We start from the raw sequence: 22009 nt of genomic DNA, 5'->3' as shown, positions 1-22009 counted from the left end.
TAAATACAATTACAGTTTCAAAACAAGTAAGGAGAACATATTATGACACTCGTCACGACAATAACGGTTATTACCGTAGCATTTCTACTAACAGCATTAATCGGGACTGCAATCATACCATTGCTCAGAAGGTTAAAATTCGGTCAGAGCATAAGGGAAGAGGGTCCCGAAGCACATAAGAAAAAAGCGGGCACGCCTACAATGGGCGGCCTTATTTTCCTGAGCTCCATTATCATTACGATGATTGTCCTCTCATACATATATGAAGATGTACTGACTACACAGTCCATTGTACTGATGATTGTGCTTGCCGGCTTCGGTGTCATCGGATTTTTTGACGATTTTATCATCGTCGTCATGAAAAGGAATTTGGGATTGACATCCATCCAAAAACTTATTGGCCAAATCATTATTGCAGTTATCGCTTTTTTCCTATTGAAAATGGGTCCATTTGAAACGACAGTTGTACTGCCGTTCACGAATTTTTCAGTGGACCTCGGTATTTTCTACGTCGCCTTCCTCATTTTCTGGCTCGTCGGGTTTTCGAATGCTGTCAACTTATCGGATGGTCTAGACGGGCTTGTTGCAGGCACTTCAACAATTGCTTTTGCCGCATTTGGCGTACTTGGACTTGTGTATGAGCAATATGATATCGCGACGTTCGCATTTGTTGTATCTGGTGCGATGCTCGGCTTCCTATTGTTCAATATGAAACCAGCAAAAGTGTTTATGGGAGATACAGGTTCTTTGGCTCTCGGCGGGGCGATTGCAATGCTATCGATCCTAGTGAAGCAGGAACTATTGCTCCTTGTCATAGGAATCGTTTATGTCATTGAAACATTATCGGTAATGATTCAAGTGACAAGCTTTAAGTTGACCGGAAAAAGGGTATTTAAAATGAGCCCTATCCATCATCATTTTGAATTGTCCGGTTGGTCGGAATGGAAAATCGTTCTTGTTTTTTGGGGAGTGGCACTCATTGCCGCGATGATACCCGTATTGTGGGAGGTGATGTAAATGGGAAAGCGAAATAAGTTCAAAGGCAAGAAAGTCCTTGTGCTTGGCCTTGCCAAAAGCGGCCATGCTGCAGCTGATCTCTTACATTCACTTGGAGCGTTCGTAGTAGTCAACGATTCCTCTCCAGAGAGCGGAAGCGAAGAAGCAAAAGCGCTGCGGTCAAAAGGGATTGTAGTCATCTGTGGCGGACATCCGGAAGATATATTGGATCATGACTTTGATATTATCGTAAAAAATCCAGGCATCCCCTATCACAATTCAGTCATTCAGCAGGCGGAACAGAAAGGGATTCCAATCTGGACTGAAATCGAACTTTCTTATTTGGTAAGTGAAGCACCAATCATCGCCATCACTGGATCGAATGGTAAGACGACAACGACAACACTTCTTTATCATATTTTGAATATCGGAGGCAAAAAACCTTTGATTGCTGGGAATATCGGAACTGTAGCGTGCACAGTCGCACAAAATGCCGCACCCGATGAAGTGATTGTCATGGAGGTATCCTCTTTCCAGTTGGCAGGAACGGAAAACTTCCGTCCGAAGATCTCCGTCTGGACAAATTTATACGATGCACATCTTGATTATCATGGAACACCGGAAGAATATGCCTTAGCCAAGTCGAAGGTTACAGCTAATCAGACCGAAGAGGATTTCTTTATTTATAATGCTGATCAACCTGAAATGAGGCCGTATGTCGAACGGTCTGCAGCCCGGAAAATCCCTTTTTCCTTACAAGGGAAACATGCAGAGGGGATATCTGCGGATGATGAGCTGATCTACTGGCAAGGTGAACCGTTTGTGAAAAGGTCGATCATCAAATTGCTTGGCCAGCATAACTTGGAAAATATTTTAGCCGCAACGGCTTCTGCCATTCTTATGGATTGTGACAAAGAAACAATAGAAAATGTGCTAAGTTCTTTCACGGGAGTCCGTCACCGCATGCAGTTTGTGAAGGAATTGAAGGGCAGAACATTCTACAATGATTCGAAAGCGACAAACACATTGGCGACCAAAAGCGCCTTATCTTCCTTCAAATCGCCCGTTGTATTAATTGCTGGAGGTCTGGATAGGGGGCATTCATTCGAGGAGCTGAGACCTTATATGGGCAGGGTGAAGGCGGTACTTGCACTAGGCGAAACTGCCGATAGGCTCATCGATTTTGCATCATCATGCGGCGTTCAACATGCGTTGAAAGCTGACTCGATGGAAAATGCTGTGCAAGAAGCATTTGCAATATCACTTGAGGGTGATCAAATCCTACTGTCTCCCGCTTGTGCAAGTTGGGATCAATACCCGAGTTTTGAAGAACGTGGAGATGCATTTATAGAAGCTGTCATGAAGCTTTAAGTCAGCCGTTCAACATTTGACCAATAAGACGGAAGGATGCGTTCACTGGATCGGAAATTAAAAGCTGCCTTCGTCATTTCGGCAGTATCGTTGTCATTGATAGGATTGGTTTTTGTCCATTCGGCAGGCTCATATTGGGGGCAAGTGCACTATGCAGATTCATCCCCCTTCATCGTTAAGCAAGGGATTTACATGGCAGTGTCTTTAGTTGTAGCATTTATGTTGATGAAAGGACCATGGACATCCAGTGAGTCTTTCTGGACCGCCTTTTATTACATAACGATCCTCTTGTTAGTTGCAGTTATGATTCCGGGCATCGGTGCAGTAAGGAATGGATCCCAGAGCTGGATTGCCCTCGGTCCGTTCAGCATCCAGCCTGCGGAATTCGTTAAAGTGGCACTCATTGGAAAGCTTGCTTGCAATATGAAACAGTCTGCTGGGAAGAGGCCGTTCAGACTAAGCCATTTTGTTCTCATTTTACTGCCGGCCGCTTTAATCATGCTTCAGCCTGATTTGGGTTCTGCAGTGATCATGATTGTCTCGGCGTTCGTCATTCTGTTTTTGGCGGGATATCCGCTGTCGTTTTTCGGTATACTCGGCTTTGCAGGTATCGGGGCGTTCGTTGCTCTAATTGCAGCTGCACCTTATCGATTGGAGCGTATAAAATCGTATATCGATCCTTGGAACGATCCGCTCGGAGCAGGTTTTCAAGGAATTCAGTCGTTGTTCGCGATTGCACCGGGAGGATTGTTCGGACATGGCTATGGAAACAGCAGGCAGAAATATTTGTATTTACCCGAGCCGCAAAATGACTTCATCTTTTCAATCATTGCAGAAGAGACAGGGTTTATCGGAGCGACATTCATTCTCGTCCTCTTCTCCATACTCCTTTTATCCGCATTTGGAATTGCAATTCGGACGCATGATTATAAATCATTTTTAATGACCGCAGGCATGGCTTCGATGATCATCTTTCAAACATTCCTGAATGTCGGGGTCGTCTCAGGATTGCTGCCGGTCACAGGTGTGACATTGCCGTTCATCAGTTATGGCGGCTCATCATTACTGACGACATGGATGGCGGCGGGGACCATTTTACATTTCGCTTTTTATAAACAACGAAGTTGAAGGGGGGGCGGAACATGGATAAAGTGATAGACATCGAAGAGCGCATTCCTTCCATGAGGGAAAAACGGAGAAGAAAGACGAATAAGAAGTTTTTATTCATCATTGCCGTTTTCTGTATCGCCCTTCTTATACTTTTATACTTCCAATCTCCACTTAGTAAGGTTGGGGAAGTAAGAATTAAAGGGGCAGCCCTGCAAAATGCCCACTATTATTATGAAAAAAGCGGGATTTTAGAAGGGACTTCATTTTGGGGATTTAAAGCGAAAGACGTAGAAGAAGAACTTTCAAAACTGGAAGGCGTCAGTAGTGTTGCCGTCACAAGAAAATGGATGAGGGATATCGATATTTCAATTGAAGAATGGAAAACCGTCGCTTATATGGAGAGTGCAGGGGAATATAGTCTATTGCTCGAAAACGGCGCGCTTTTCCCAAGTGATGGTAATTATCCGAACGTGCCGATTTTGAACCATGTGGACAACCCTGAACTTCGAAAAAGACTGACAAATCAATTGCTGAAAATGGATAAAAATGTTCTCCAATTGATTTCCGAAATCATCTATACTGGGACAGAGGAGAATCCTGATACAATTGTTGCGTATATGGATGATGGATATGAAGTTCATGCCATTCTTCAGACGTTTGCGGAGAAGATGGAATATTATCCGGATATCATTTCCCAACTGGGAGGGCTTGAAAAAGGGATTGTCAATATGGAGGTCGGCATTTTCTTTACACCATTCAGTAAAGTTTACGGAAATGATGGTGTAGAAGAAGGGGAAGGTGATGAAGTTGGCGAAGAAAATGAGTGAGGATTACAAAACTAGAGGAAGATACATATTATACTCTTTCGTCTTTCTCATACTCGGTTTCATCTTCGCATTCTCCTATCGTACATTAGGGAAGGATAGCGGCCAATCCGCCCAATCCCCTGCATTTCAACAGGAAGAGCAGTATCGGGAAGAGTTGATCGTTCAAAAGGAGCGGAATAAGGAACTTGCGGATGAGATAAATGCGAAGCAAGATGAAATCCGGGACTTTGAGCAATCCTTTTCAGAGAATGAAGACAACCATACCGTGCTCGTTGAGGAAGCAAAAGATCTACGGTTGCTTCTAGGCGTCATTCCGGCTTCCGGTCCGGGAGTGCGTATTACATTAAAGGACGGCGATTATGATCCTGTCGAACAGAATCCCAATGATTACATCGTCCATGAAAGCCATGTGCTCCGTGTTGTAAATGAATTGAAGATTTCTGGTGCTCAAGGGATTGCTATTAATGGACAGCGTATTTCAGCCAATTCATATATCAAATGCACAGGGCCAGTTATCACGATTGACGGCAGGACGCTTCCGGCTCCCTTCGTCATTGAAGCTGTAGGCGATTCTGAAATCTTGTCGGCGGCTTTGAATTTGGGTGGTGGAGTGATTGATGGATTGGTGTATGACAATATAGTCGTTACATTGGAGCAGATGAAAGACATCAAGCTTCCCGCTTTACGGGATGAGGCATGAGTAAACAGGTAGAGGGAGGGTGTTCGTTGAAAAAAGCTATCAATTGGAAATTCACAATTGTCCTCCTGCTAATCGGGTTTATGATTGCTGTCCAATATAATACGATGGAACATCCTAAGGAACGTGATACGAGGGATATTTGGGCAATTCGCCAGGAGTTGGCGGAAGAAAAGAAAATCCATTCAGAGCTTCTTACTGAAATCCGTGATTTGGATAGAACAATCTCCTCATATAGGACGTTAAGTGAATCTAGCACGGGACAGGCTTTGAAGGATACAGTGGACAAGCTGCATAAAAAAGCGGGTACAACAGATATTTCGGGTCCCGGCTTTACGATCGAAGTTCGCCCCTCTGTAGAGAGCGTAGCATATGGAATACCAATCACGAGTATTTCATCCGATCTACTGACCCGTTTCGTCAACGAGGTGAACCGATTTAAGGGTATCCATATGGAAGTAGACGGTAAGCGATATACGATGATGAGCTCGATTCGGGTCATCAATGGCGCGACCACTGTAAATGGGTTGAATGTCTCGACCCCGCCCTTTACGATAAAGATCATTTCTCCTACGATGTCCGATAGCGAAAAGCTTTATAATTATTTGTTAGCATCATCCATCCATGACGATTTTTATCTTGATAATCTCGTGTTGGAAATCCATCAACCGGAAAGGGACATTACTATCCGGGGATATCCCGACAAATTCAAAAATCTTTATTTGAAAGAACTTCCGAAAGGGGAATGACAATGTGGTTGCCACTGCTCGGATTACTTCTAGGAATTTCGCTGGGCCTGTTAACGGATTTACAGATCCCGCAAATTTACAGCAACTATTTGTCCATCGCCGTGTTAGCTGCACTAGATACGCTTTTCGGGGGGATACGTGCTCATCTTCAACAGATTTATGATGATAAGGTGTTCATTTCCGGGTTTTTCTTCAATATCGCACTTGCGGCCGGTTTGGCATTCCTCGGAGTGCATCTCGGTGTGGATTTATATTTGGCTGCCGTATTCGCATTCGGAGTGAGGCTATTCCAGAATATCGCTGTCATACGAAGGATTTTGCTGACGAAATGGTCAGATCGAAGCAAGGTTTCTGAAACAAAAGTTCAGGAATGAAAGGAATTGATCGTCGGATGGAGAAAATATTTAGACAATACGACTCTAATACAATAGAATGTAAGATAAGGACTGTAATGGGAGGTGCCGGGAATTGAGTCAATCTACAATTTATGTATCACTTGATATAGGATCTTCGTCAGTCAAAGTGCTGATCGGCGAAGTGGATGGCGGATCCCTCCATGTAATCGGGGTAGGTAACGTCCAATCGGCAGGCATTCGTAAAGGGACGATTATCGACATCGATGCGACTGTCCAATCCATCCGTAAAGCGGTGGAGCAGGCTGAACGAATGACAGGCATGCAAATCCGGGACGTCATTCTTGGCATCCCTTCCAATGGCGTGCTGCTCCAAGACGTAAAAGGCGTTGTAGCCGTCAATTCGGAGAACAGGGAAATTACGGATGACGACCTTGATCGGGTTATGAAATCTGCACAAGTCATGTCGGTTCCTCCTGAGAGGGAAATCGTCAATATCATACCCAAACAATTCATTGTGGATGATTATGATGAAATAAAGGATCCAAGAGGAATGATCGGCGTCCGTCTTGAAATGGATGGTACTCTTATTACGACTTCCAAAACGTTAGTTCACAATATTTTGCGATGCGTCGAGCGGGCAGGCCTCGTAATTCGTGAAATTTATTTACAGCCGCTCGCAGCCGGGCAGTTTGCCTTGACAGAAGATGAAATGAACCATGGCACGGCATTTATCGATATCGGCGGAGGTTCAACGACAATCGCAATCTTTGGCGATAACCGCTTTATTTCAACAGCTGTCATTCCGGTTGGTGGGGACCATATTACAAAGGATCTGTCGATCATTCTGAAGACACCTACTGAGCAAGCGAGAAAAATCAAACATCAATATGGACATGCCTTTTACGATGACGCATCAGATGATGAACTTTTTGAAGTCCCTGTCATTGGTGCCGATTCGAAAGATCAATATAGTCAAAGATACATATCGGAGATCATAGGTGTCCGATTGGAAGAATTATTCGACTTGGTTCTTGAAGAGCTGTACCGTATGGGTATCCATGATTTGCCGGGCGGTGTCGTCTTGACTGGAGGAACGACGAAGCTCGATGGGATTTTGCAACTTGCAAGACATGTATTGAGAACGAGGGTACGAATCCATACTCCTGAATATATTGGGGTTCGTGAACCGATGTATTCGACTGCTGTAGGACTTATCCGTTATGCTAGTATGGAAGATAGCTATTTTGGAATAGCGGCTGAATCGCAAACTGCTGCCACACATAGCGAGATGGATTACCCATCTTCCAGTAAGAAAAAGATCGCTGTCCAACCAAAAGAGAAAAGGACAAGCTTCATGAACAAAACCAAGAGATTTTTTGATGGATTTTTTGAGTGACTGATCTAAATGTGGTCATATAGGGATTAGGAGGAGAGAGCATGCTGGATTTTGATACAAATGTCGATGCACTCGCAGTCATTAAGGTGATTGGAGTCGGTGGAGGCGGAAATAACGCGGTTAATCGCATGATTGAACATGGAGTGCAAGGTGTTGAATTCATTGCAGTGAATACGGATGCGCAGGCGCTTAATTTATCCGAAGCTGGAGTGAAATTGCAAATTGGAGCCAAATTGACCCGCGGACTTGGTGCGGGGGCAAATCCTGATGTAGGGAAAAAAGCGGCTGAAGAAAGCCGTGAACAAATAGAAGAGGCGCTTCGCGGCGCTGATATGGTGTTCGTAACTGCCGGTATGGGTGGAGGTACAGGAACAGGTGCTGCACCAGTGATCGCTCAAGTGGCAAAGGATCTTGGAGCGCTCACGGTAGGTGTTGTTACACGTCCATTCACTTTCGAAGGAAGAAAACGCCAAACGCAAGCTATCGGTGGAATCGCGGCGATGAAAGAATCGGTAGACACGCTGATCGTCATTCCAAACGATAAATTGTTGGAGATTGTCGATAAAAATACGCCGATGCTTGAAGCATTCCGTGAAGCTGACAATGTATTACGTCAAGGGGTACAAGGGATTTCAGACTTGATCGCTGTACCTGGACTTATCAACTTGGACTTTGCAGACGTGAAAACGATCATGTCCAATAAAGGTTCTGCACTTATGGGAATCGGTATGTCAACAGGTGAAAACCGCGCTGCAGAAGCTGCGAAGAAAGCCATTTCAAGCCCACTTCTCGAAACTTCGATTGACGGAGCTAAAGGTGTCTTAATGAATATTACAGGCGGGTCTAACCTAAGCTTGTTTGAAGTTCAAGAAGCAGCAGATATTGTAGCTTCCGCTTCCGATGAAGATGTGAATATGATTTTCGGATCTGTCATCAATGATGGCTTGAAGGATGAAATTCTCGTTACAGTCATCGCGACAGGTTTCAGTGAAGAGCAATTGAGTCCATCAAAGCCTTCAAGAAGCCCAGGATTCGGTGCAGCACGTCAACGTGAACGTGAACCTCAATCTATGCAACAACCATCACATACGCGACGAGAAGAACCGCAACAGCATTTCCAACAGCCTGAGCCGGCAAGACAGCAGCAAGGCCATCAGCAAGATGACGCGTTGGACATTCCGACATTCTTACGCAATCGCAGAAGATAATAAATAATAGAAGCTCTCCGGCAGTCCAATTGGGACATGCTGGAGAGCTTTTTTATTTTGGCAGTCCGCTGCAACACAACGTAAGCCTCACACATCCGCTATTCATGTCGAATATTTACTATAAATTATCCCTTGTTCCGACAAACATTGCGGTCACGAGATGTTATCCTTACGTACAAGGAGGGCAGGCTGATGTATGGAGAACTCATTATCGGCATTAACATGGTCTTCAATTATGCGATTTTGTCCTTTGCGAACCGAATGGTCAAGGCACAAGCTACTAGGCCACGTTTAGTGCTCGCTTCATTGGCTGGCGCATTGCCTGTTGTGGTTTTCCCTGATTCCTGGATTGCCATCTTCGTGGCTTTCGGTGTAATGATTGTCTGTGCATTCGGGATATCAATTAGCTCCATCGGCAACCCAGCAGTCATCGTACTGATTGGTGCGCTTTTTGCGGGTGGGGCGCTCACGGTTTTCACGGATAAGTTCATGTTTTCGGATTCGAAATCAACGGTTTTCATTAGTGCACTGTTAGCTTATGTTTTCCTGTATTTATTTAAGACCAAATGGTTGGATGTTAGAGTGGCCCGCCAACTGTCCTCCTATTCTGTCGAGTCGGTGTTGTCCATTTGGAACGAAACGATTTCAATTCCAAGTTTCATCGATACCGGCAATCGGTGTACGGAACCACTCACAGGTGATCCGGTGCATTTTGTTTCATTCAAATCCGTGGAACGCTTTATGCCAGAGGAGTTGAAAGAACCGTTGCTTACATGGAAAACTGAAGAAATGCCCCAACTTTCAACTTTCCCGAAACGTTTCCAAAAAAGTTTGCGATTGATTCGTCTCCAAACTGTCCAAGGTGCTTCCTGGGCGGTCGGTTTTAAGTTCGACAGATGGATCGTCGGAGAAGGGAGTGAGCTGCCAGTAGGCTATATCGTCTTTACCAAGCAGGATAACCGGTATCCGGAAGGGGCAGGAGCCATTATGCACGCCTCGGCATTGGAATCCATTACAACCGAAAGGGGAACGAGTCATGTTGCAGGGACTTAAAAAATGGTTGGCGATTGTCAAGAGCTTCTTCACAAGAAAAAAAAGCGGTACGTATTACATCGGTGGCCATGAATCGCTTCCAAAGCCATTAACACGGGATGAAGAGGCAGTTGCGATCCGGGCTTTCATGGAAGGGGACATGGATGCCAGGGATACACTCATTGAAAAGAACCTTAGGCTTGTTGTTTACATTGCCCGTCGTTTTGATAACACGAATACACATATTGAAGATTTAATTAGCATCGGGACAATCGGACTTATAAAAGCGATCGAAACATTTAAGAGCGATCGCAATATTAAACTGGCGACATATGCTTCAAGATGCATTGAAAATGAAATTCTTATGCATTTAAGAAAAACGAACAGAACCCGGTCGGAAATTTCATTTGATGAACCGTTAAATTCCGATGCGGATGGAAATGAGCTTTTGTTATCTGATATTCTGGGGACAGATGAGCATATTATCATCGACGACGTTGAAAAAAAATTAGAACGGCAACATATGATTGAGGCGATCAGCACTTTGGATGAACGGGAGAAATATATAATGGAATGCCGTTTCGGGTTGACAGGAAGACTCGAAATGACGCAAAAGGAAGTTGCAGAACTACTTGGCATTTCCCAATCATATATATCCCGTCTTGAAAAGAAAATCATCTCGGATCTACGTGACAGACTGAATCACCCTATTGCCTGATGGTTGAAATTGGCGAATTGGATTTCGCATATTCCGCAAAACAGAGGACAAACTATTTTTTACAGTCATCTACAGAATGCGGAGGAAAAGCGAATGATGCGTACAAGAGTTGAAATCTGTGGTATCGATACGTCCAATTTGCCCTTACTGACGAATGAAGTGATGAAAGAAACGTTTATCCGGCTTCAAAGTGGTGACGAATCGGCAAGAGAAGAGCTTGTAATCGGAAATTTGCGGTTAGTTTTAAGTCTTGTTCAGAGGTTTGCTTATAGGGGGGAGCAAGCAGACGATCTATTCCAGGTTGGTTGCATCGGATTATTGAAATCCATTGACAATTTTGATTTGAAACATAATGTCCGGTTTTCAACATATGCCGTCCCGATGATCATCGGTGAGATCAAAAGACATTTGAGAGACCATCATGCTATTAGGGTATCCAGATCGCTCAGGGATATAGCTTATAAAGCAATTAGGGCAAAGGAACAATTTGTGAATGATCATCAGAAGGAACCTAGAATATCGGATCTTGCAGAAGCGACGGGCATTCCCGAAGATGATATTTTATTTGCATTGGATGCAATACAAGATCCGATGTCCCTTCATGAACCGATGAATGGTGACGGTGGAGATCCGGTTTATATTATGGATCAATTGCAGGATAAGAAGGTGTCGGAAGAACGTTGGTTGACGTACGTGTCGGTGAAGGAGACTGTGTCGGGCATGACGGAAAGGCAGCAGCTCATTCTTTCCAAGCGATTCTACTTAGGGCAGACACAAACCGAAATTGCAAAAGAACTAGGCATTTCCCAAGCCCAAATTTCTAGACTCGAGAAAAATGCGATGCAAATTATTAGAGATGGCATGGAGAATAAATAATCAATAACAAAGGGACTGTCTAGAATTCAGTGAAAACTGACTCTGGTGGTCCCTTTACTATTGATTTTCGCTCCAGGCGGACGCTTTCCTAGGGGCGGCTTTAGTCTCCTCACTTCGCTTCGCTCCGTTGCGGGGTCTTCAGCTCGCGCTGATCCCGCAGGAAAAGCCGTAACGAAGAACGGCTTTTGCGAACAAAAGCGAAGCGTTGAGAGCATATCTCTGCACTTCTTCGCCTTACGATCCAATCAACAAACCTACTTGAAATAAATGATCATCGATTAATTTTTAAAATGATTTTTAATGAATAATGATTCCCTAATGATAACCTGTACGGGTTAAGTTATGGCAGTACCAGGTAATGTCGCTGTCGAATAATCCCCTGAGTCGCATTTATTCAATAAAGCGTACTGTATTATTATGAATTAACAAAGCTCTATAATAATATAACTCCACTATAGGACGGTTTTTATGAATTAGTGGTATTTGTTGCTTGTAGTGCAGGCGCTCGACTCCTGCGAAAGCCGTTACGTAGAACGGCTTTTGCGACCAAAAGCGAAGCGTTGGGAGCAGGGCGAGGATGCCTCAATTTCTGCAAAAAACGCAGAAATACGGCAAATCGAACCCTTCGCTGTTCGATTGGCTCAAGCCATGCCCGCGGAAAGCGAGCGCCGGAACGGAAAGCAACAATAGTAGTGCGTTTTTTTTGGTGGTTGCGCATAGGCTGTAAAAAGGGAGGAATGGCTATGCGTTTTTCGGAACTGCAGAAAAAAGAAGTGATTGAAGTGAAAAAGGGCTCGTTCCTAGGATTTGTGCAGGACGCGACAATTGATATGAAAAACGGTAAAATTGACGTGCTGCAAATTGGTGGAGCAGAAAGATCCCTATTCTTAGAATCGAAAATGAAGGATTTGAAACAAATTAAGTATGACGACGTCCTTACAATTGGAAAAGATATTGTATTAGTGGGCAAAAAGACTGATAAATGAAGACTTATCATTGATATGTGTCCAGTCAATTGATACAATAAAGCAAAGTAAGCAGAAAGACAGTGATTTTATTGGACACACTTGAACAGCGTATGAAAAAAATAGAACAAGAAATTCAAGCAGCATGTGACCGCTCAGGAAGGAAACGTCAAGACATAACAGTTGTGGCGGTAACAAAGCAAGTATCTGCAACGAGGGCACGCGAAGTCATCGAACTCGGTATTACGGAGCTTGGCGAAAATCGGCCGGAAGGACTTCTTGCAAAGCAGGAAAGCTTACAATCCGAGAAGCTCGACTGGCACTTCATCGGTAATGTGCAAAGCAGGAAAGTGAAGGATATTATCGACCAAGTCGATTTTCTTCATTCACTGGATCGGCTTAGCATTGCAAAAGAGATTCAAAAACGTGCATCAGCTACGGTCGACTGCTTCGTACAAGTGAATGTATCCGGGGAAGAGTCCAAGTCAGGGCTGCAACCTGACGACTTGGAGGAATTCGTCCTTCAATTGGCCGTATATGATAAGATCCGTGTTGTAGGCTTGATGACGATGGCTCCATTCACGGAGGATGAAGAATGGATTCGAACAACTTTCCGTTCGTTGCGAGACCTTCGTGACCAAATTGCCGTGAAAGAACTGGATCATGCACCATGCACACTATTATCCATGGGAATGTCAAATGATTATGCCGTTGCTATTGAAGAAGGTGCAACTCACGTTAGAATCGGAACCGCATTAGTCGGAACGGAGAGCGAGGGAGACGAATGAGCATAAAAAGACGATTTGAGAAATGGTTCTATCTTGATGAAGAAGAGGAATTCCAGCAAGAGCAGCCTGTCCGGCAGCAACAACAGCCCGTACAAGAGCAACAGCCGAGAAGGGCGGTTGCGCGGAAGCCGCAAGTTGCGGAAACACCACAGCAACCAGGAACGGTCGTCAGCTTGCAGAGCATCCAGAAATCTTCGAAAGTTATTCTTTTTGAACCTCGTGTCTACGCAGAAGCACAAGACATTTCAGAGCATTTAAAGAATAAAAGAGCCGTTGTCGTCAACTTGCAGAGAATTGAGCGTGATCAAGGGATCCGCATCGTCGATTTTCTGAGCGGAACCGTCTACGCACTTGGCGGAGATATTCAACGGATCGGCACTGACATTTTTTTATGCGTGCCAGAGAACGTAGAAGTGGCTGGTACCATTTCGGATTTTTTTGAAAGATAGGATTGGATGAGGTGTACAGATGGGACTAATAGACATAATTAACTTACTTTTTTCGATTATAATACGGGCAATAGATATATACTCGATACTCCTCATCATTTATATATTGATGTCATGGGTGCCTGCATCACGTGAGACGAAATTCGGCATTTTCTTGGGGAAGATCACTGAACCTTATTTAGGTTTTTTCCGCAAGTTCATCCCGCCGCTAGGAATGATCGATATTTCACCGATCGTCGCAATATTCGTTTTGAATTACTTGATTTCGAGCGGGATACGAGAAGTATATCGCTTGATCATAGCCTCACTCATGTGAGGTTTTTTCTATAAGGTTCGCTAAGGAGACGTTCAACATGGATTCGATCATACAACATTTCAGAAAAGAAGAGCAGCCGTTCATTGAAACGGTAGTCGGGTGGACGAGGGAAGTAGAGGATACATACTCTCCGAAGCTCACAGGCTTTCTCGATCCGAGGCAAATCTTCATTTTGAACGCCATCGTCAGAAACACTGGTCTGCAATTTGGGGTCCATGGCGCATTCCCAGAGCCGGAAAGACAACGGGCATTGATTTACCCGGATTATTACGAACCGGAAGACGATGATTTCCAGGTGTCTATTTTTACGGTAAGGTATCCAGCGAAATTCATGACGCTTGAGCACAAAGATATATTAGGTTCCATTATGGCTCTGGGCATCGACCGTTCAAAGTTCGGAGATATCCGTTTAGAGGGAGATGTCGCCCAATTCGCCGTCGCAGAGGAAATGAAGGATTATCTAATCGCCAATTTGACGTCAATCGGCAAATCCAAGGTGCGAGTGGAAGAGCTTGGTTCTTCCGATGAACTAATTGTACTGGCAGAATCATGGAAAGAAGAGCTCCACACGATCAGCTCACTGCGCCTTGACTCGATTGTCGCTTCATTAGTGAATTGTCCGCGTCAAAAAGCGGTCTCGCTCATCCAGAATGATAAAGTGAAAGTGAATCATGTCGTCCGCGATCAGCAAGCTTTCGAAGTGAATGAATCAGACATCCTTTCAATCAGGGGATCAGGCCGTTTTAAAATCATGTCGATAGAAGGACGGACGCGAAAAGACAAAATACGGTTGTTGATTGGTAGGTTAGAATGATTTTTCAGACAACCGGTGGAAAAACTGGTGTTTTATCTGCTGAGGGCATGTATAATAGGGAATAGAAGATTTACTTGAAAGGGAGGAACAACAGATGGCATTGTCACCACTTGATATACATAATAAAGAATTCAGCCGCGGCTTCCGCGGATACGATGAAGATGAAGTGAACGAATTTCTTGAACAGATCATGAAGGATTATGAAAATGTGCTGGAAGAGAATAAAATGTTAAAAAACAGCTTGAATGATACGAAAGATAAAATATCCCATTTCAACTCAATCGAAGAGACTTTGCAGAAATCGATATTAATCGCCCAGGAAGCAGCCGAAGATGTTCGACGGAACTCTAAACAGGAATCGAAATTGATTGTTAAAGAGGCGGAGAAGAATGCTGACCGTATCGTGAATGAAGCATTGTCGCGAGCCCGGAAAATCGCAATGGAAATTGAGGACCTGAAAAAACAATCGAAAGTGTTCAGAAACCGTTTCCGTATGTTGATTGAAGCGCAACTCGATATGATCAAGACAGATGACTGGGAAAAACTACTTGAATACGAGCCGGACACAGAACACTTGGAATCCGCTGCGGATGTGGAATGACACGGAAGCTTGACATTCTATTCCCTTCACACATATAATAATGACATTATAAGCAGGAACAGGCGTTGAAAGAGAGAGTACTTTCCGATATTCAAGAATAGCGAGCCAGGGGCGGTGGGAGCCTGGCCTGAAACGGGAACGAAAATCACTCCAGAGCCGGATTGACGAAAATCGATCCCGGATGCACCCCGTTATGGTGTTCTGAGAGGCAGTATGGTATATTCGTGCTGCAACTAGGGTGGTAACGCGAGAATAATCCCTCGTCCCTTTATTAGGGACGGGGTTTTTTATATTTAAAGGAGGAAATAATATGGATTACAAAGACACATTGCTCATGCCGAAAACAGAATTTCCAATGCGCGGCAACTTGCCGAACAAAGAACCTGATATGCAATCAAAATGGGAAGACATGAACATTTATGAAAAAGTGCAAAAGCGTACAGAAGGACGGCCTTTCTTCGTTCTTCACGACGGACCGCCATACGCAAACGGCGACCTGCACATGGGCCACGCACTCAACAAGGTCCTCAAAGACATGATCGTTCGCCATAAATCGATGACAGGCTTCCATGCACCTTATGTACCAGGTTGGGATACGCACGGTCTTCCGATCGAGCAGGCTCTCGTCAATAAAGGTGTCAACCGCAAAGAGCACTCTGTTGCTGAATTCCGGAAAATGTGTGAGGAGTATGCATACAGCCAAATCGATAGCCAGCGTTCACAATTCAAACGGATTGGTGTACGCGGCAATTGGGATAATCCATACATCACATTGAAGCCTGAATTTGAAGCTAGACAAATTCAAGTGTTCGGCGAGATGGCTAAAAAAGGTTATATTTACAAAGGCCTTAAGCCTGTCTACTGGTCGCCTTCAAGTGAGTCGGCGCTTGCCGAGGCTGAAATTGAATATAAGGATAAAAAATCGCCTTCCATCTACGTGGCGTTTCCGATCAAGGACGGTCTCGGTGTTGTCGATGAGGATGTCCGTATCGTCATCTGGACGACTACTCCTTGGACAATTCCTGCAAACCTCGGAATTTCGGTTCACCCTGAATTCACTTACGCTATCGTCAATGTGGGTGGAAATAAGTTCCTCTTGGCGAAAGATCTCGTCGAGTTTGTTGCGAAAGAGATCGGTTGGGAATCATATGAAGTTGTTACTGAGTTAAAAGGTTCGGATCTGGATCGGGTAGTTGCGCAGCACCCATTATACGATCGTGATTCTCTTGTCATGCTAGGGGAGCATGTAACTGCCGAAGCAGGTACTGGCTGTGTCCATACAGCTCCTGGTCATGGGGAAGACGACTTTTACGTTTCAAAGCAATATGGAATTGAAGCTTTGTCTCCAATCAATGACCGAGGCGTCATGACAGATGAGGCTCCAGGCTTTGAAGGATTATTCTACGAAGATGCAAATAAAGAAGTCACGAAAAGATTGGATGAAGAAGGAGCTCTACTGAAGCTTTCATTCATCACTCACTCCTATCCGCATGATTGGCGTACGAAGAAACCGGTCATTTTCCGTGCAACCGCTCAGTGGTTTGCGTCCATCGAATCATTCCGTAGTGAATTGCTTGAAGCAATCCGAAATACGAAGTTCACTCCTTCATGGGGAGAAACACGATTGTACAATATGGTGCGCGACCGTGGTGACTGGTGTATTTCACGCCAACGTGTTTGGGGAGTTCCGATTCCTGTATTCTACGCGGAAAACGGAGAAGCTATCCTTACCGATGAGACGATTGCGCATGTTGCAAAGCTATTCAGAGAACACGGTTCAAATATCTGGTTTGAAAGGGAAGCGAAAGACCTGCTTCCGGAAGGCTTCGAGCATGAAGGCAGCCCGAACGGTCAATTCTCAAAAGAGACGGATATTATGGACGTCTGGTTCGATTCAGGTTCTACACATCAAGGCGTGCTAGTGGAAAGGGACGACCTCGTCTATCCTGCAGACTTGTATTTGGAAGGTTCCGATCAATATCGCGGTTGGTTCAACTCCTCGTTGACGACAAGTGTAGCCATTAATGGAATCGCTCCGTACAAAGGGTTATTGAGCCACGGGTTCACATTGGACGGCGAAGGTCGCAAGATGAGTAAATCGCTTGGCAACGTCATAGTACCTTCAAAAGTGATGAATCAACTTGGTGCCGATATCCTTCGTCTATGGGTTTCTTCCGTCGATTATACTGCTGATGTACGTGTATCCGATTCGAATTTCAAACAAGTGTCAGAAGTATACCGTAAGATCCGTAATACGCTCCGCTTTCTACACGGGAACGTGGCAGATTTCAATCCGACAGCTGACCGTGTAGCGTTTGAAGATATGCGTCCAATCGACCAATACGTTTATGCGAAGCTTCAGGATCTGATCAAAGACGTTCTTGACGCTTATGAGAAATACGAGTTTGCAGGCGTATATCACGCAGTGAATAATTTCTGTACAGGTGAATTAAGCTCGTTCTATCTTGATATTGCAAAAGACGTCGTCTATATCGAAGGCGTTGATCATCCACACCGTCGTGCAATGCAGACAGTCATGTACGATTCACTCCTTGCTCTGTTGAAGCTATTGACGCCAATTATCCCTCATACGACGGATGAGCTTTGGGCATATCTTGAGCATGTAGAAGAGGAAAGCGTTCAACTTACAGACATGCCGCAAGCAGTAGATCTTGGAGAGAAAGCGAACACGCTTCGCGAACGTTTCAGCAAATTGATGCTCGTACGTGATGATGTATTGAAGGCGCTTGAAGAAGCTAGAAACGCAAAAGTGATAGGTAAATCGCTCGAGGCGAAAATTACGGTCGCATTGCCGGAAAAGATGGCAGGCATCTTAACAGCGAACGATATCGACTTTGCCCAATTCTTCATCGTTTCCAAATTCGAGGAAAGCGACGAAGGCAAAATGCGGGAAGATGCACTTAAACTTGACGCTGCTACAGTCCTTGTAGAAAAAGCGGACGGGGAAAAGTGCGATCGCTGCTGGACGATTTCTGAAACTGTAGGAACTGACGCAGAACACCCAGAGCTCTGCTCGCGTTGTGCTGGCGTCGTGAAAAAATACTATTCATGAATTTTTTGGTAAAGGCTGTTTGCAACCGTGGCTATTCCATAGTTGCAGCAGTCTTTTTCTTATCCACTGAATACACGCTAATTTCATAAATAAGATGACTTTGTGGTAAAATGAAGCAGATACTGTTGGACGGGGGTTTTTGGATTGATTCTATATTATGGATTGGCACTATTGCTAATATTGCTTGATCAACTGACAAAATGGCTTGTCGTACAGAACATGAACCTCGGGGAGCGGATCCCGATAGCTGAACCTTATTTGGCATTCCTGTCACACCGTAATAAAGGAGCCGCATGGGGAATGCTAGAAGGGCAGATGTGGTTATTTTATATTGTCACGATACTAGTTGTAGGTGGGATCATTTATTTTTTCCACAAGGAAGCGAAAGGCAGCAAATTACTAAGTATCAGCCTGATGTTTTTATTAGGCGGAGCGATTGGAAATTTCATCGATCGATTATGGCGGAAGGAAGTTGTTGATTTCATTGATGTCCTCATCCCTGTCATCAATTATGACTTTCCGATCTTCAACGTAGCGGATGCTGCATTGACAGTAGGGGTCGTCCTAATTATTCTTCACGTAATAATTGATGAAAAAAAGAACAAGAAAAAGGTGACATAATGGAACCGTTTGAAATTGTAATAACAGAAGAACATGGAAGTGGCAGAATCGATAAAGTCCTATCGGATATTAACCCTGATTGGTCCCGCACACAAATCCAGCAATGGGTGAAGGATGGGGCAGTACTTGTAAATGATGGTACGGTAAAACAGAACTACAAAGTGAAAATCGGGGATGTCATCGAGGTGACAGAGCCTGAACCCGTAGAACTGGATATAGTTGCGGAAGACCTCAATTTAGAAATTGTCTATGAGGATGCAGATGTGCTTGTTGTAAATAAGCCGCGCGGTATGGTTGTCCACCCTGCGCCCGGGCATGCTACGGGCACATTAGTGAATGGCTTGATGCACCAAGTTAAAGATCTTTCTGGGATAAACGGCGTCATGCGCCCCGGAATTGTCCACAGAATTGACAAAGACACTTCAGGTTTGCTGATGGTCGCCAAAAATGATCAGGCACATGTATCGCTCGTCGATCAGCTTGTCGATAAATCCGTGACTCGTATTTACACGGCGCTCGTTCACGGTCATATTCCTCATGATCAAGGAACGATTGACGCTCCCATTGGAAGGGATCAGAAAGATCGTCAAAGTATGACGGTTACGGATAAGGGAAAACACGCCATCACCCACTTCAAAGTGTTGGAACGTTTTGGTGATTTTACGTTGGTGGAATGCCGTCTGGAAACCGGAAGGACACATCAAATACGTGTGCATATGAAGTATATCGGCTATCCGCTTGCAGGGGATCCGAAATATGGGCCGAAGAAGACAATCGACTTTAATGGACAAGCATTGCACGCCGGCACGATCGGCTTCAAACACCCGCGAACCGGTGAATATTTGGAGTTTACCCAACCTTTGCCAGAAGAGTTCGAAGCATTGATTGAAAAAATGCGTGCTAAAAATAATTGACAAAGTGAAATTGGGCAACTATACTAATCAATGAAATGAATAGCGATACCTTTAAGATCAGTCCAGAGAGGCTGGGAAGGTTGCACGGAAGTACGGTAGGATAGTTGCGCGCTATTCTTCGGTACGCTTCTTTCTGCACCTGTACCCTCCTGTCATCTGGCAGGAGGTTTTTTGTATTGCAAAAGCGTAGGGCTCTTGATGAGATGTTAAAAAGGAGGAATTATGATGACGGAAAAAGCAATCATTCTAGACGAACAGGCAATATCACGTGCGGTGACAAGAATCGCCTACGAAATTATCGAAAAGAACAAAGGGATTGACGGATGCATCCTTGTCGGCATTAAAACAAGAGGTGCTGTACTTGCGAAACGGCTATCTGAAAGAATTAAACAAATTGAAGGAAGACCAATCTTGACGGGTGAGCTGGATATAACTCTGTATAGAGATGATCTTCAACATAAACATGGAAACCATGAACCTCTTGTTCATCAAGTCGACATCGAGCACGATGTCACTGAAAAGAAAGTGATACTTGTGGATGATGTTCTCTACACTGGTAGAACTGTAAGAGCGGCGATGGATGCAGTCATCGATTTAGGAAGACCGTCAGCAATCCAGCTTGCAGTCCTCGTTGACCGAGGACATCGCGAATTACCAATTCGTCCGGATTTTGTCGGTAAAAACATTCCGACTTCTAGTGAGGAACGAGTAGTTGTCAACGTCTTTGAAGAGGATGGGTCAGACGGAGTAATAATTCATTCAAAATAAAGAAAAATCCGGATAGGAACAGGTGAGAAATGATGAATGACAACAAGGTAATAGACGTACTCGACAAGCCGGCTCCAATAAGATGGCTCGCCCTCAGTGTCCAGCATATGTTTGCAATGTTCGGAGCAACGATCCTTGTACCGCAATTAGTCGGCTTAAGCCCAGCAATCGCCTTGCTCACGAGCGGACTTGCGACGCTCATCTTCGTCCTTGTCACGCGGTTCAAAGTTCCCGCCTATTTAGGTTCATCGTTCGCTTTTATTGCACCGATCCTTGCGGCTACAGAATCAGGAGGCATTGGAAGCGCGATGATTGGAAGCATGTTTGTCGCCCTTGTATATGCACTCGTATCGTTGTTGATATGGACGACGGGTTCCGGCTGGATTATGAAATTCCTCCCGCCAGTCGTAGTTGGGCCGGTTATTATGGTAATCGGATTAGCGTTGGCACCGACGGCAGTGAGCATGGCGAGTACGATACAAGTGGACGGCGTGGCGCAATACAATCTCCTGCATTTCTCGGCGGCACTTGTTACATTGGCAACTGCGATCATCTGCCTCATGTTCTTTAGAGGAGTAGTCAGCTTGATGCCTGTTCTGATCGGAATAATCGTCGGTTACATATACTCGGCAGCAATAGGAATATTGGATTTTACAAAAGTACATGAAGCAGCTTGGATTGCACTACCGGAATTCCTGATCCCCGGAATAGATTATGAATTTGTCGTAACTCCGACATTGCTGGCAATCATGGTTCCAATATCAATTGTTACAATATCAGAGCATATCGGTCACCAATTAGTACTCGGACGAGTCGTCAACAAAGATTTTATCAGAGACCCTGGTTTGAACCGGTCGCTCTTAGGTGACGGGTTGGGAACACTCCTGAGTGGGCTCCTTGGTGGCCCGCCGAAAACGACTTACGGTGAAAACATCGGAGTGATGGCAATCACACGTGTCTATAGCGTCTATGTCATTATTGGCGCTGCAGTATTCGCCATTTGTTTCTCATTCATCGGCAAGCTGATGGCGATTATAGCAACAATCCCTCAAGCGGTGCTTGGCGGAATCTCCATATTGCTTTTTGGAATCATCGCTTCATCAGGTTTGAGGATGCTCGTCGATCACAAAGTGGATTTTGGGCAGCAACGCAATCTCGTCATTGCCTCAGTCATTCTCGTCATTGGCATCGGCGGCGCCTCCATCCATTTCAGTGAAACATTCCAAGTCGGAGGAATGGCGCTTGCTGCAATCGTCGGTGTGCTCCTGAACATGATTTTACCAGGTAGGTCAAATGATAACTTGGCAGATAATCCAACAGAATAGGAAGACCTTTTAAAATTGTACTGTGAGACAAGGAAAGGT

General features: G+C 44.7%; 23 protein-coding genes and 1 other annotated feature. All 23 genes read left to right on the top strand.

Annotation, left to right across the window (positions count from 1 at the left end):
• The first annotated feature begins 42 nt into the window (after positions 1-42).
• The 23 genes from mraY (at position 43) to M3191_RS05505 (ending at position 21970) form a co-directional block, all read left to right on the top strand.
• Entirely contained in the window at positions 43-1017 is a 975-nt protein-coding gene (gene mraY / locus M3191_RS05615; protein WP_251698841.1) for a phospho-N-acetylmuramoyl-pentapeptide-transferase, read from the top strand.
• A complete protein-coding gene (murD, locus tag M3191_RS05610) occupies positions 1018-2367 on the top strand; it encodes a UDP-N-acetylmuramoyl-L-alanine--D-glutamate ligase (protein WP_251698839.1) in 1350 nt (449 codons plus the stop codon).
• Positions 2368-2403: 36 nt separating this feature from the next.
• On the top strand, positions 2404-3495 hold the full coding sequence (gene ftsW, locus M3191_RS05605) for a putative lipid II flippase FtsW (protein WP_251698837.1): 1092 nt from the start codon (positions 2404-2406) through the stop codon (positions 3493-3495).
• Between the two features lie 14 nt (positions 3496-3509).
• The gene (locus tag M3191_RS05600) at positions 3510-4304 is read left to right on the top strand and encodes a cell division protein FtsQ/DivIB (protein ID WP_251698835.1); all 795 of its coding nucleotides are present in this window, start codon (positions 3510-3512) and stop codon (positions 4302-4304) included.
• Positions 4279-5004: a DUF881 domain-containing protein gene (locus M3191_RS05595; RefSeq protein WP_251698833.1), complete on the top strand. Its 726-nt coding sequence runs from the start codon at positions 4279-4281 to the stop codon at positions 5002-5004. Before M3191_RS05600 ends, M3191_RS05595 begins: the two co-directional genes overlap by 26 nt.
• A 26-nt stretch (positions 5005-5030) precedes the next feature.
• A complete protein-coding gene (locus tag M3191_RS05590; protein WP_251698831.1) occupies positions 5031-5750 on the top strand; it encodes a DUF881 domain-containing protein in 720 nt (239 codons plus the stop codon).
• 2 nt (positions 5751-5752) lie between these two features.
• Entirely contained in the window at positions 5753-6124 is a 372-nt protein-coding gene (locus M3191_RS05585) for a small basic family protein (protein WP_251694883.1), read from the top strand.
• A 94-nt stretch (positions 6125-6218) separates the two neighbouring features.
• Positions 6219-7502 (top strand): cell division protein FtsA, encoded by a 1284-nt coding sequence (gene ftsA / locus M3191_RS05580; protein WP_251698829.1) that lies wholly within the window; start codon positions 6219-6221, stop codon positions 7500-7502.
• Positions 7503-7543: 41 nt separating this feature from the next.
• A complete protein-coding gene (gene ftsZ / locus M3191_RS05575) occupies positions 7544-8710 on the top strand; it encodes a cell division protein FtsZ (protein ID WP_251698827.1) in 1167 nt (388 codons plus the stop codon).
• 192 nt (positions 8711-8902) lie between these two features.
• Positions 8903-9763: a sigma-E processing peptidase SpoIIGA gene (locus M3191_RS05570; protein WP_251698825.1), complete on the top strand. Its 861-nt coding sequence runs from the start codon at positions 8903-8905 to the stop codon at positions 9761-9763.
• Positions 9747-10460, top strand: coding sequence for an RNA polymerase sporulation sigma factor SigE (sigE, locus tag M3191_RS05565; RefSeq protein WP_251698823.1), 714 nt, complete (start codon positions 9747-9749; stop codon positions 10458-10460). Before M3191_RS05570 ends, sigE begins: the two co-directional genes overlap by 17 nt.
• A gap of 93 nt (positions 10461-10553) precedes the next feature.
• Positions 10554-11336: an RNA polymerase sporulation sigma factor SigG gene (gene sigG, locus M3191_RS05560; protein ID WP_251698821.1), complete on the top strand. Its 783-nt coding sequence runs from the start codon at positions 10554-10556 to the stop codon at positions 11334-11336.
• Between the two features lie 743 nt (positions 11337-12079).
• Positions 12080-12322 carry a PRC-barrel domain-containing protein gene (locus tag M3191_RS05555; RefSeq protein ID WP_251698819.1) on the top strand — a complete coding sequence of 81 codons (243 nt, stop codon included), beginning with the start codon at positions 12080-12082 and terminating at the stop codon, positions 12320-12322.
• A gap of 71 nt (positions 12323-12393) precedes the next feature.
• The gene (locus M3191_RS05550; protein WP_251699321.1) at positions 12394-13089 is read left to right on the top strand and encodes a YggS family pyridoxal phosphate-dependent enzyme; all 696 of its coding nucleotides are present in this window, start codon (positions 12394-12396) and stop codon (positions 13087-13089) included.
• The gene (locus M3191_RS05545) at positions 13086-13538 is read left to right on the top strand and encodes a cell division protein SepF (RefSeq protein ID WP_251698817.1); all 453 of its coding nucleotides are present in this window, start codon (positions 13086-13088) and stop codon (positions 13536-13538) included. Before M3191_RS05550 ends, M3191_RS05545 begins: the two co-directional genes overlap by 4 nt.
• 19 nt (positions 13539-13557) lie before the next feature.
• A complete protein-coding gene (locus M3191_RS05540) occupies positions 13558-13854 on the top strand; it encodes a YggT family protein (protein WP_251698815.1) in 297 nt (98 codons plus the stop codon).
• A gap of 37 nt (positions 13855-13891) precedes the next feature.
• On the top strand, positions 13892-14668 hold the full coding sequence (locus M3191_RS05535; protein ID WP_251698813.1) for an RNA-binding protein: 777 nt from the start codon (positions 13892-13894) through the stop codon (positions 14666-14668).
• A gap of 94 nt (positions 14669-14762) precedes the next feature.
• Positions 14763-15269, top strand: coding sequence for a DivIVA domain-containing protein (locus M3191_RS05530; RefSeq protein ID WP_251698811.1), 507 nt, complete (start codon positions 14763-14765; stop codon positions 15267-15269).
• Between the two features lie 56 nt (positions 15270-15325).
• Positions 15326-15540: a binding site (T-box leader), on the top strand.
• 39 nt (positions 15541-15579) lie between these two features.
• On the top strand, positions 15580-18342 hold the full coding sequence (ileS, locus tag M3191_RS05525; RefSeq protein ID WP_251698809.1) for an isoleucine--tRNA ligase: 2763 nt from the start codon (positions 15580-15582) through the stop codon (positions 18340-18342).
• Between the two features lie 144 nt (positions 18343-18486).
• Entirely contained in the window at positions 18487-18963 is a 477-nt protein-coding gene (gene lspA / locus M3191_RS05520) for a signal peptidase II (protein ID WP_285853203.1), read from the top strand.
• Entirely contained in the window at positions 18963-19877 is a 915-nt protein-coding gene (locus tag M3191_RS05515; RefSeq protein WP_251698806.1) for an RluA family pseudouridine synthase, read from the top strand. Before lspA ends, M3191_RS05515 begins: the two co-directional genes overlap by 1 nt.
• A gap of 225 nt (positions 19878-20102) precedes the next feature.
• Positions 20103-20645 carry a bifunctional pyr operon transcriptional regulator/uracil phosphoribosyltransferase PyrR gene (gene pyrR / locus M3191_RS05510; protein WP_251698804.1) on the top strand — a complete coding sequence of 181 codons (543 nt, stop codon included), beginning with the start codon at positions 20103-20105 and terminating at the stop codon, positions 20643-20645.
• A gap of 29 nt (positions 20646-20674) precedes the next feature.
• Entirely contained in the window at positions 20675-21970 is a 1296-nt protein-coding gene (locus tag M3191_RS05505) for a solute carrier family 23 protein (protein ID WP_435368141.1), read from the top strand.
• Positions 21971-22009 lie beyond the last annotated feature (39 nt).

Source organism: Sporosarcina luteola (genome assembly GCF_023715535.1).
Taxonomy (GTDB): domain Bacteria; phylum Bacillota; class Bacilli; order Bacillales_A; family Planococcaceae; genus Sporosarcina; species Sporosarcina luteola_B.
Note: the sequence above shows the minus strand (reverse complement) of the source record. Positions and strands in the feature narration are given on the sequence as shown.